Below are 11440 nucleotides of genomic sequence, written 5' to 3'. Positions count from 1 at the left end.
ACCCCAGATGTTGACGTCGTCTTCCTTCATGGCGGCCACCAGCATGGTGCCGGTCACGGCGCGGCCCAGCGGGGTGGTGTTGAAGTAGGTGATGCCGCCGGTGCTGATGTGGAAGGCGCCGCACTGGATGGCGGCGATGCCTTCGTGCGCCAGCTGCAGGCGGCAGTCCACCAGGCGGGCTTTTTCAGCGCCGTAGGCCATGGCCTTGCGGGGGATCTCTTCGTAGTCGCTCTCGTCGGGCTGGCCAAGGTTGGCGGTGTAGGCGTAAGGCAGGGCGCCCTTTTGCTTCATCCACAGCAGGGCGGCGGAGGTGTCCAGACCGCCGGAGAAGGCGATGCCGACTTTCTGTTGGGCGGGCAGGTGTTGGAGGATGGTGGCCATGTGTGTGCTCGTGTCGGGTTCAGTCGCGGATCAACCGAAATGGCAGATGTAGTGGTAGGCCTCTGTGACCTTGATGTCGAAGCTGCTGTTGCCGGGGATGGCGAATTTTTCGCCCGGGCCGGAGGTGAGCCAGGCGTCGGTGCCGGCCAGTTTGTATTCGCAGCCGCCGGCCACGCATTCCATGATCTCGGGCGCGCCGGTGTTGAAGGTCAGGGTCGCGGGCAGCACCACGCCGACCGACTTTTTCGTGCCGTCGGGGAAGGTGATGCCGTGGCTGACGCATTTGCCGTCGAAATAGACGCTGGCCTGGGTGTTGACGGCAACGCCGCTGATCTGGGTGGTGCTCATGGAAAGGTCCGTTGGGGAAAGTGAAGGCGAAACCGCGATTTTAGGCGGCGGGGGTTTCAGCGCCGGCCGGCCCAGTCGGCGGCGTCGAAGCCCACGGTGATGGCGCCGTCGGCCCACTCGACCACTGGGCGCTTGATCACGCTGGCGTGCTGCAGCAGCAGGGCGCGGGCGCTGGCGTCGTCCACCACGCTGGCGCGCTGGGCGTCGTCCAGCCCGCGCCAGGTCGTGCCCTTGCGGTTGACCAGTTTTTCGTGGCCGGCGGCGGCCAGCCAGCGGTCCAGCGCGGCTTCGGGCACGCCCTGTTTCTTGAAGTCGTGGAAAACGTGCGCGATGCCGTTGTCGGTGAGCCAGGTGCGCGCCTTCTTGACGGTGTCGCAGTTGGGGATGCCGTAGAGTGTGGTCATCCCCGAATTTTGTCACGCAGCCCATTGGCGGCAGCGTTCCATCACCATGACCCAGCGCGACTTCTACCCGCCCATCGAGCCCTTCAAAACCGGCGTGCTCGACACCGGCGACGGCCACCAGATCTACTGGGAGCTCTGCGGCAACCCGCAGGGCAAGCCTGCGGTGTTCCTGCACGGTGGCCCGGGTTCGGGCTGCTCGCCCGACCACCGCCGCCTGTTCGACCCGCAGAAGTACTGCGTGCTGCTGTTCGACCAGCGCGGTTGCGGCCGTTCCAGACCCTCGGCCTCGCTGGAGAACAACACCACCTGGCACCTGGTGGCCGACATGGAGCGGCTGCGCGCCATGCTGGGCGTTGAGCGCTGGCTGGTGTTCGGCGGTTCCTGGGGCAGCACCCTGGCGCTGGCCTACGCACAGACGCACACCGAGCGCGTGTCCGAACTGGTGGTGCGCGGCATCTTCACCCTGCGCCGCGAGGAGGTGCGCTGGTACTACCAGGAGGGCGCGTCGTGGCTGTTCCCCGACCTGTGGGAGGGTTTTGTGGCGCCGATTCCCGAGGCCGAGCGCGGCGACCTGCTCAGCGCCTACCGGAAACGCCTGACGGGCGACGACACGGTGGCGCAGCTGGCCTGCGCCCGCGCCTGGAGCCTGTGGGAGGGCCAGACCATCCGCCTGCTGCCCGACGCGGCCAACACCGCCAAACATTCCAACGACGCCTTCTCGCTCGCCTTCGCGCGCATCGAGAACCACTACTTCGTGCACGACGGCTGGATGGACGAGGGCCAGCTCATCCGCGACGCACACAAGCTGGCGGGCATCCCCGGCGTGATCGTGCAGGGCCGCTACGACGCCTGCACGCCCGCGCACACGGCCTGGGCGCTGCACCGGGCCTGGCCGCAGGCCGACTTCCACCTCGTGCCCGACGCCGGGCACGCGTTCAACGAGCCCGGCATCCTGACGCAACTCATCGAGGCGACCGACCGCTTCGCGCGCTGAAGCGGTCGGTGGCCTGGGCGAGGCTCAGTCCTCGAAGCTGATCCGGGTGGCGGTGACGCTGCTGCCGTCGCTGAGCGTGCCCTTGACTTCGACGCGGCGGCCGTTGACCAGGTGGGCCGCCGTGCCGTCGCGGAACTCGACGCCGCTGGCCCAGGTGACCGCGACCGCGACCCCGCCCGAAGACGTCAGGGTGAAGCTGCCGCCCGAGCCGCTGGGGGTGGCGGCCGAGACCGTGCCGTGCAGCTCGAATTCGGTGCCCACGGTGCCGGGGGCGCCGTCGTCGTCCGGCTTCACGCGGGTGGCAACCACCACGCCGTTGACCAGCGCGCCTTTGATCTCGACGAAGGCGCCGGCCATGATGCCGGCCGTGCCTTCGGGGAAGCTGGCGCCGCGGGCGTCCACCGGCAGGTCGTTGACGCTGAATTGGCGGGTGCTGGTGAATGCGGTGATGGTGCCTTGGAATTCCACCTCGCCGCTGAAACCGCTGAACGAGTCTTCGGGCTTGCGGATGCGGTTGACCGGGTAGATCCCGCCCACGGCCGTGGTGCCCAGCCGCACGCGGACCAGGATGCCCACCAGGGGGGTGACGCGCACGTCGTCGGGGTCCGTGCTGGCGTAGCTCATGGGCAGGCTGCCGATGCTGAAGGTCCGGGCACTGTCGTCGTGCGCCGTGACCAGGCCTTGCAGTCGGTATTCCGATGGGGAGGACTTGCGTTCGACGTAGCTGGCGGTGAGGCTGTTGGTGGCGGGGTCGGCGATGCCGTGCACCTCCACCGCCTGCCCGACCGCCAGGCCGGCCAGGCCACCGGCGATGGACGGGTCGAAGAAGGTGCTGTCGGTGACGTTCACCGTCTGGCCCAGCACGACGAAGCTGGTGCCTGTCTTGGAGGCGATCGGGCCGAGCAGCTCGCCGCCCAGCACGATGCGGGTGGCGGTGGACTGCCCGTTGACGGCCGGCGAGCCCTGCACCGCCACCACCATGCCCAGGCGCAGGTCTTCGCGGCGGAATGTACTGTCGTCGCTGCTGATGCTGGCGCTGTTGTCGTCGTAGCGGATGCCGTTGACGATGATGGAGCCCAGGCCGGTGATGGGGCCGATGGAGAAGGCGCCGGTGCCGCCCTGGCCGACGCCGGCGACGTCGCCGCCCCCGCCGCAGGCGCTCAGGCCGGCCGCGCCCAGCAGGGCCAGCAGGGTTTGCCGGCGCGTGAGGCCGGCGGCGATCAGGTCATGCTTGTTCATGGGGAGCTCCTTGTGGGTGTGTGACAGGGGATGGCATGGGTTCGGTCCACGAGAAAAAGCCGATGCGGACCTGCTGGTCCATGCGGCGGCTTTGCGCGCGGTCCTGCTCGATCAGGGCCTCGATCTGCGGCACCAGGGTCTCGAGCAGCTGTTTCCATTCGCGGCTGACCATCTGGCGCACGGCGGCCATGGACTGGTCGGAAAGCTCGTCGGCGTGGATCGCCTGTTCAAAGTGCTGCTGGCCGTTGCCCAGCACGTTGGCGGTGGCGGCGCGCAGGTGGTCGCCCACGTTCTGACCCAGGAAGCCGACCATGCGCGCCCAGTCGCCGCGCGGCACGAAGGCATCGGCCTGCAGCCGCACGGTGTCGCTGCGCGCGTCCAGGCTCACCAGGTTCAGGCGGCACAGTTCGTCCAGCAGGGTACGGGGGTGCACGTCGCGGGTGACGGACTGGGCCAGCGCCTCGAAGCTGGGGGCCTCGCCCTGGCGGGGCAGGGTGATGGGGCGTTGCTGGGCGTCGCGCAGGGCCGGGTCGGTCAGCCAGCGCGTGAACACCTGGGACGACGGCGAGTGGTGCAGCGGCGCGGGGGCCAGCTCGTTGTCCAGCTGGCGGCCGACTTCGCGCCGCGTCAGGCCGGTGGAGGCGCTGACACGGCTGGTGTTGGGCGCGGTGCCCGCGGCCTGGTGCGCCTGCCACGCGGCCAGCACGAAGCCGCGGCGCAGCTGCGCTTCCACCGCCTGGATGGGCAGGCCGCGGGCCACGCACAGCTGGGCCAGCGGGGTGAGCACCGCGCCGATGGCGACGAGCAGGGCGTCTTGTTCGGCGTGCAGGGCGGTGTTGGGGGTGAGCATGGGGGTGGGTGGTTGGGGTGTGCAAAGTGCACATTCACCGGCTGTGATGCAGCGGCCGTGCCAGCCCCTGGGTGGCATGAAAATCCAATGAAATCAAATGCTTGCTGGCTTGGTCGGGACGACGGGGTGGGGCATTTCACCCGGCGGCGGGTGGCTTGCCCCACCCGATGGATGTGTCCGCACCCCGTGCCATGGCATCTCTCGCGGGGCCGGCGGGTGCCGTGGGCGGCCGGGATAATCCCTGCCATGAACACGCTCCAAGACTGGCTCGCACACTGCGAGCGACTGCACCCCCAGGGCATCAGTGGCATCGAAATGGGGCTGGACCGCGTCCAGCGCGTCGCCAGCCGCCTGGGCCTGGCCATGGACTGCCCGGTGATCACCGTGGCGGGCACCAACGGCAAGGGCTCCACCTGCGCCATGCTCGAAGCCATCTACGGCGAAGCCGGTTACCGCACCGGCGTCTACACCTCGCCGCACCTGGTGCGCTTTGAAGAGCGTTGCCGCGTGCAGGGCGAGCCGGTGGCCGCCGACGCGCTGGTGCCCGCCTTTGCCGAGGTGGAGGCCGCGCGGCTGGGCCAGGGCGATGACGGGCAGGTCGTCGAACTGACCTATTTCGAGTTCACGACCCTGGCCATCCTGCGCACGCTCTCGCGCAGCGGGCTGGACGTGGTGATCCTGGAGGTGGGCCTGGGCGGGCGGCTGGACGCGGTGAACATCGTGGATGCGGATTGCGCCGTCATCACCTGCATCGCGCTGGACCACATGGCCATCCTCGGGCCCGACCGCGAGGCCATCGGCTACGAAAAGGCCGGCATCATGCGCACCGGCCGCCCGGTGGTGGTGAGCGACCCGGTGCCACCGCAAAGTGTGCTGGACCGCGCGCTGGAAGTGGGCGCTGACCTGTGGCGCCTGGGCAAGGACTTCCACTTCGCCGGCGACCAGCAGCAATGGGGCTGGGCCATGCACCCGTCCCACGGCGGGCGGCGCTACGCCGGCTTGGCCTACCCGGCGCTGCGCGGCGCCAACCAGCTGGTCAACGCCAGCGGCGTGCTGGCCGCCATCGAGGCGCTGCGCCCGCGCCTGCCGGTCACGGCCCAGGCGGTGCGCAACGGGTTGGCCATGGTGGAGCTGCCCGGCCGCTTCCAGATCGTGCCCGGCCAGCCCACCCTGGTGCTGGACGTGGCGCACAACCCGCATTCGGTGGCCGCGCTGGCCGAAAACCTGGACGCCATGGGCTTCCATCCCGTCACCCACGCCGTCTTCGGCGCCATGGCCGACAAGGACCTGGGCGCCATGCTGGCCCGCATCGCCCCGCTGATCGACCAGTGGCACCTGACCGACCTGCCCCTGCCGCGCGCCAGTTCGGCGCAGGCGCTGGCCGCGCAGATCGAAGCCCTGCCCAAGCCCTTGTCAGGGCCGGGCGGGCGGGTGGCGGGCCTGCACGCCAGCCCTATGGGCGCCCTGCGCGCGGCGGTCGCTGCCGCAGACCCGGCTGATAGAATCGTGGTCTTCGGTTCCTTCTACACCGTGGGCGGGGTTTTGCAGGACGGCGTGCCCCGTCTGTCCGCAAAACACCTGGCGTCCTGAAGCCCGCCCACTCGGCCGATTCACGCCTGACATCCGTCGGTTCGCGCCCCTCGCCAGGCTTGCATGGCGTCCTGATCCACCCGCATGTTCACTTCCCGTTCCGCTTCCCAGGGCAACGCATCGGCAACGCCGCCGCAGAGCATCGAGGCGGTGCGCCGGCGGGCGCGGCACCGCCTGATCGGTGCCGCGGTGCTGGTGCTGCTGGGCGTGGTGGGCTTCTCGCTGCTGTTCGACACGCAGCCGCGCCCGCTGCCGGTGGACATTCCCATCGTGATCCCGGCCAAGAACACGCCGTCGTCGCTGCCCGCGCCCAAGGCGAAGGCTCCAGCCGCCGAGCCCACCCCGGCGGCCGCACCGACCACCACCGCGCGCGTTGCCGCCAGCGACAGCCTGGGCCCGCGCGAAGAGGTGGTGGAGCCGGTGGCCACGTCGAAGGCGGTGGCACCCGCCAAGGTCGAAGCCAAGTCTGAACCCAAAGCCGAAACCAAGCCCAAAGCTGAGGTGCTCGCCAAGGTGGAGCCGCCCAAGCCGGCGGCCAAACCCGCGGTGTCCGACGCCGATCGCGCCCGCGCCTTGCTCGAAGGCAAGACCGCCGACAAGGCCGACGCCGCCAGCCAGCGCATCGTGGTGCAGGTGGGCGCTTTTGCCGACGCCGCCCGCGCGCGGGACGCCCGCCTGAAGCTGGAGCGGGCCGGCCTCAAGACCTACACGCATGTGGCCGAAACGGCCGATGGCAAGCGCATCCGCGTGCGCGTGGGCCCCTACGCGACCAAGGCCGAAGCCGACAAGGCCGCCGCACGCGTGAAGGCGCTGGGCTTGCCCGCCGCCATCCTGACCCTTTGAGGTGCTGACATGAGTTGGCTGGACTGGGCCTTGCTGGCGGTGCTGCTGCTGTCGGCGGTGGTGGGCCTGTGGCGCGGCCTGGTGTACGAGGTGCTGTCGGTGGCCGTCTGGGTGATGGCCTTCGTGCTGGCCCAGCGCTATGGCGCCCCGGTCGGGGTCTGGTTGCCGGTGGACGGGTTTTCGGAGCCGCTGCGTGTGGCCATGGGCTTTGCGGTCGTGTTCCTGGCCTCGGCGTTCGCCGGTGGCCTGCTGTCCTGGTTGATGAAGAAGTTGGTGGAGTCCGTCGGCCTGCGGCCGGTGGACCGCGCGCTGGGCGGGGTTTTTGGCCTGCTGCGGGGCGCCGTGATGTTGTTGGGGCTGACGATGGTGGTGCAGATGACGCCACTGCACACGCAAGAGCGCTGGCGCCAGTCGCCGGTGGCGGAGGTGCTGTCCACCACCTTGCATGCCCTGCAACCACTGTTGCCCGAGGCCCTGGCCCGGCACCTGGTGTGATGGTTTTTTAATCTGTCGTTGAGGATTCGAACATGTGTGGAATCGTGGGTGTGGTCAGGCAAGGGCCGGTCAACCAGCTGATCTATGACGCGCTGCTGCTGCTGCAGCACCGTGGCCAGGACGCGGCCGGCATCGCCACGCAACAGGGCAACAAATTCTTCATGCACAAGGCCAAGGGCATGGTGCGCGACGTGTTCCGCACCCGCAACATGCGTGCGCTGCCGGGCAATGTGGGCTTGGGCCAGGTGCGTTACCCCACCGCTGGCAACGCCTTCAGCGAAGAAGAGGCGCAGCCCTTCTACGTCAACGCGCCCTTCGGCATCGTGATGGTGCACAACGGCAACCTGACCAACGCCAAGCTGCTCAAGCAGGAGCTGTTCCAGACCGACCACCGCCACATCAACACCGAGAGCGACTCCGAGGTGCTGCTCAACGTGCTGGCGCACGAGCTGGAAAAGTCCACGCGGGGCGTGTCGCTCAAGCCGGCCGACGTGTTCGCGGCGGTGCGCGGCGTGCACCAGCGCATCAAGGGCTCCTATGCGGTGATCGCGCTGATCGCTGGCCACGGCCTGCTGGCCTTCCGCGACCCCTATGGCATCCGCCCGCTGTGTGTGGGCCGCAACGCCGAGGGCGCGGTGATGGTGGCCAGCGAGTCGGTGACGCTGGAAGGCAATGGCTTCGAGCTCATCCGCGACGTGCAGCCCGGCGAGGCGCTGTTTGTGGATCTGCAGGGCCAGATGCACTTCCAGTCGTGCGCCGACCACGTCAGCCACAACCCCTGCATCTTCGAATACGTCTACCTGGCCCGTCCGGACTCGGTGCTCGACGGCATCTCGGTCTACCAGGCGCGTCTGAACCTGGGCAAGACCCTGGCCAAGCGGCTGGTCTCCACCGTGCCGCCCAACGAAATCGACGTGGTCATCCCGATCCCGGAATCCTCGCGCCCCAGTGCCATGGAGCTGGCCCAGATCCTGGGCCTGCCGTACCGCGAAGGCTTCGTGAAGAACCGCTACGTCGGCCGCACCTTCATCATGCCCGGCCAGGGCGTGCGCAAGAAGTCGGTGCGCCAGAAGCTCAACGTGATCGCCAGTGAATTCAAGGGCCGCAACGTGCTGCTGGTGGACGACTCCATCGTGCGCGGCACCACCTCCAAGGAAATCGTGCAGATGGCGCGCGACGCCGGCGCCCGCAAGGTCTACATGGCCAGCGCCGCGCCGCCGGTGCGCTTTCCCAACGTGTACGGCATCGACATGCCCACGCCGCAGGAGCTGGTGGCGCACGACCGCACGGTCGAGCAGATCCGCGAGATCATCGGCTGCGACGCCCTGATCTACCAGGACGTGGACGCGATGAAGCAGGCCATCGGCTCACTCAACCCCGGCCTGGCCGGTTTCGACGCGTCCTGCTTCGACGGTGTGTACGTCACCGGCGATATCACGCAGGAAACGATCGCCCGCATGAACCAGGGCCGCGACCAGAGCGAAGAAGGCCAGGAAGACGCCTCGCGCCTGGCCCTGCCCAACGCACAGACCGCCTGAGTGAGGGCCTGATGAGCAAGGACGCATCTTCTTCTGGCGCCCACCTGCACCGCGAAACCCTCGCGGTGCGTCTGGCCGTCGAACGCAGCCAGTACGGTGAAAACTCCGAAGCCCTGTACCTGACCAGCGGCTACGTGCAGCCGTCGGCCGCCGCCTCCGCCGCCCGCTTCGCAGGTGACGAGGAAGGCTTCACCTACGGCCGCTACGGCAACCCCACGGTCGCCAGTTTCGAGCAGCGGCTGGCCGCCCTCGAAGGTGCGCCGGCCTGCATTTCCACCGCCTCGGGCATGTCGGCCATCCTCATGATGTGCCTGGGCCTGCTCAAGGCCGGCGACCACGTGCTGTGCTCGCGCTCCATGTTCGGCTCGACCATCAAGCTGATCGGTTCCGACCTCGCCAAGTTCGGCGTCGAGTCCAGCTTCGTGTCGCAGACCGACCTCGGCGAATGGAAGGCGGCGATCAAGCCCAACACGCGCCTGCTGTTCGCCGAGACGCCGACCAACCCGCTGACCGAGGTCTGCGACATCCGCGCGCTGGCCGATCTGGCGCACAACGCGGGCGCATCGCTCGCGGTCGACAACTGCTTTGCCACGCCTGCGCTGCAGCGGCCGATGGACTTCGGTGCCGACATCGTCATGCACTCGGGCACCAAGTACCTCGATGGCCAGGGGCGTGTCATGGCCGGTGCCCTGTGCGCCAGCGAAGAACTGGTCACCAAGAGCTTCCTGCCCGTGCTCAAGAGCGGCGGCATGACCCTGGCACCTTTCAACGCCTGGGTCGTGCTCAAGGGCCTGGAGACGCTGGAGTTGCGCATGCGTGCCCAGTCGGTGCAGGCGCTGGAGCTGGCGCAGTGGCTGGCATCGCACCCCGCCGTGGCGCGCGTCTTTTATCCGGGCCTGACCAGCCACCCGCAACACGAACTGGCCCTGGCCCAGCAGAGCGGCGTTGGCGGGGCCGTGCTGTCCTTTGATGTGAAGGCGGCCGATGCCGACCAGGCCCGAGCGCGCGCCTTTCATGTGCTGGACTCGATGCAGCTGCTCTCCCTTTCGACCAACCTGGGCGATACCAAGACCCTGTGCGCCCACCCGGCCAGCACCTCGCACGGTCGCCTGACCGAAGCGCAACGCCAGGCCGCGGGCGTGGGCCAGGGCCTGATCCGTGTGGCCGTCGGCCTCGAACACATGGACGACATCCGCACCGACCTCGACCGAGGGCTGTCCAGCCTCTGAATCTTTTGAAACGCCCCATGACCGTTCGCACCCGCTTTGCTCCCTCGCCCACTGGGTTCATCCACCTGGGCAACATCCGCTCCGCGCTTTACCCCTGGGCCTTTGCCCGCGCCAGCCAGGGCATCTTCATCCTGCGCATCGAAGACACCGATCTGGAGCGTTCTTCGCAGGCTGCGGTGGACGTGATCATCGAAGGCATGAAGTGGCTGGGCCTGGACCACGACGAAGGTCCGTTCTACCAAATGCAGCGCATGGACCGCTACAAGGCGGTGCTGGCCGACATGCAGGCCCAGGGCCTGGTCTATCCCTGCTACATGAGCGTGGCCGAACTCGACGCCTTGCGCGAACGCCAGATGGCCAACAAGGAAAAGCCGCGCTACGACGGCACCTGGCGGCCGGCCCCGGGCAAGGCGCTGCCGCCCGTGCCCGAAGGCGTCAAACCCGTGTTGCGTTTCAAGAACCCGCAGGGCGGTTCGGTGGTGTGGGAAGACAAGGTCAAGGGCCGCGTCGAATTCAGCAACGACGAGCTCGACGACCTGGTGATCGCGCGCCCCGACGGCACGCCGACCTACAACTTCTGCGTCGTGGTCGACGACATCGACATGGACATCACGCACGTGATCCGTGGCGACGACCACGTCAACAACACGCCGCGCCAGATCAACATCTTCCGGGCCCTGGGCAAGGAGCCGCCGGTGTACGCCCACCTGCCCACCGTGCTGAACGAGCAGGGCGAGAAGATGAGCAAGCGCAATGGCGCGAAAGCCGTGACGGCCTACCGCGACGAAGGTTACTTGCCTGATGCCATGGTCAACTACCTGGCGCGTCTGGGCTGGAGCCATGGTGACGACGAAATCTTCAGCCGTGCGCAGTTCCTGGAATGGTTCAACCTCGACCATCTGGGCCGCAGCGCGGCGCAGTTTGACGAAGCCAAGCTCAAGTGGGTCAATGCCCAGCACCTCAAGGCCATGGACGATGCCGCGTTGGCGCAACATGTTCTGCCGTTTCTTTCACAATTGGGCGTGGTGCCCGATGCCCGACTGGCGGGCATTTGCGGTTTGTTCAAGGACCGTTGCGACACGCTGGTGGTGTTGGCCAAATGGATCTCGGCGTTCTATCTGGATCTGGTGCCCAACGCCGAAGAAAAAGCGCAGCACGTGACCGATGCGGTCAAGCCCGCCTTGGCCGCCTTGGCCGACAAGCTGGCTTCCTGCGTGTGGGACAAGGCCTCCATTGCCGCAGCGATCAAGGAAACCTTGACCGAAACCGGCCTCAAAATGCCGCACTTGGCCATGCCTGTTCGGGTGCTGGTGATGGGCACGGCCCAGACACCCTCGCTGGATGCGGTGTTGGCATTGAGTGAAAGAGAAAAAATTATGCGGCAGTTGAAAAACGCCTAAATTTCTGTCTATAATTCAAGTCTCGACACCAACGAGGCATAACGAAAAAGCAGCAATGCTTCAAGTTGTACCGAAGGGGGTATAGCTCAGCTGGGAGAGCGCTTGCATGGCATGCAAGAGGTCAGCGGT

General features: G+C 67.8%; 12 protein-coding genes. 7 read left to right on the top strand and 5 right to left on the bottom strand.

The genetic code is table 11. The annotated features are described in order from the left end of the window. The 3 genes from RMP09_RS12350 to RMP09_RS12340 form a co-directional block, all read right to left on the bottom strand. On the bottom strand, positions 1–381 hold a 381-nt coding region (locus RMP09_RS12350), incomplete at its 3' end, for an argininosuccinate synthase domain-containing protein (RefSeq protein WP_310566269.1). A gap of 30 nt (positions 382–411) precedes the next feature. Continuing rightward, a complete protein-coding gene (locus RMP09_RS12345) occupies positions 412–729 on the bottom strand; it encodes a pyrimidine/purine nucleoside phosphorylase (protein ID WP_310566268.1) in 318 nt (105 codons plus the stop codon). A gap of 56 nt (positions 730–785) precedes the next feature. After that, on the bottom strand, positions 786–1133 hold the full coding sequence (locus tag RMP09_RS12340) for an arsenate reductase (protein WP_310566267.1): 348 nt from the start codon (positions 1131–1133) through the stop codon (positions 786–788). Between the two features lie 46 nt (positions 1134–1179). Between RMP09_RS12340 and pip the strand changes: the two genes are divergently transcribed. Continuing rightward, complete coding sequence (gene pip, locus RMP09_RS12335) at positions 1180–2127, top strand: prolyl aminopeptidase (protein WP_310566266.1); 948 nt, start codon at positions 1180–1182, stop codon at positions 2125–2127. A gap of 24 nt (positions 2128–2151) precedes the next feature. Here the strand turns inward: pip and RMP09_RS12330 are convergent, their stop codons facing one another. Together RMP09_RS12330 and RMP09_RS12325 are read right to left on the bottom strand one after the other, a co-directional pair. Next, a complete protein-coding gene (locus RMP09_RS12330) occupies positions 2152–3366 on the bottom strand; it encodes a DUF5666 domain-containing protein (protein ID WP_310566265.1) in 1215 nt (404 codons plus the stop codon). Next, positions 3353–4216: a DUF6502 family protein gene (locus tag RMP09_RS12325; protein WP_310566264.1), complete on the bottom strand. Its 864-nt coding sequence runs from the start codon at positions 4214–4216 to the stop codon at positions 3353–3355. Before RMP09_RS12325 ends, RMP09_RS12330 begins: the two co-directional genes overlap by 14 nt. A gap of 246 nt (positions 4217–4462) precedes the next feature. Here RMP09_RS12325 and folC point away from each other — a divergent pair, with 246 nt between their 5' ends. The 6 genes from folC to gltX all read left to right on the top strand — a co-directional run bounded on the left by folC (position 4463) and on the right by gltX (position 11311). Continuing rightward, complete coding sequence (gene folC / locus RMP09_RS12320; RefSeq protein WP_310566263.1) at positions 4463–5806, top strand: bifunctional tetrahydrofolate synthase/dihydrofolate synthase; 1344 nt, start codon at positions 4463–4465, stop codon at positions 5804–5806. Between the two features lie 84 nt (positions 5807–5890). Next, positions 5891–6649 (top strand): SPOR domain-containing protein, encoded by a 759-nt coding sequence (locus RMP09_RS12315; protein WP_310566262.1) that lies wholly within the window; start codon positions 5891–5893, stop codon positions 6647–6649. A gap of 9 nt (positions 6650–6658) precedes the next feature. Beyond that, the gene (locus tag RMP09_RS12310; RefSeq protein ID WP_310566261.1) at positions 6659–7144 is read left to right on the top strand and encodes a CvpA family protein; all 486 of its coding nucleotides are present in this window, start codon (positions 6659–6661) and stop codon (positions 7142–7144) included. A 32-nt stretch (positions 7145–7176) separates the two neighbouring features. Next, on the top strand, positions 7177–8682 hold the full coding sequence (purF, locus tag RMP09_RS12305; RefSeq protein WP_310566260.1) for an amidophosphoribosyltransferase: 1506 nt from the start codon (positions 7177–7179) through the stop codon (positions 8680–8682). Positions 8683–8693: 11 nt separating this feature from the next. Then, positions 8694–9911, top strand: a complete 1218-nt coding sequence (locus RMP09_RS12300) for an O-succinylhomoserine sulfhydrylase (protein ID WP_310566259.1) — start codon at positions 8694–8696, stop codon at positions 9909–9911. A 17-nt stretch (positions 9912–9928) separates the two neighbouring features. After that, positions 9929–11311 (top strand): glutamate--tRNA ligase, encoded by a 1383-nt coding sequence (gene gltX, locus RMP09_RS12295; RefSeq protein WP_310566258.1) that lies wholly within the window; start codon positions 9929–9931, stop codon positions 11309–11311. Positions 11312–11440 lie beyond the last annotated feature (129 nt).

Source organism: Hydrogenophaga sp. (genome assembly GCF_031426985.1).
In the GTDB taxonomy this organism is placed as follows: Bacteria; Pseudomonadota; Gammaproteobacteria; order Burkholderiales; family Burkholderiaceae_C; genus Hydrogenophaga.
Note: the sequence above shows the minus strand (reverse complement) of the source record. Positions and strands in the feature narration are given on the sequence as shown.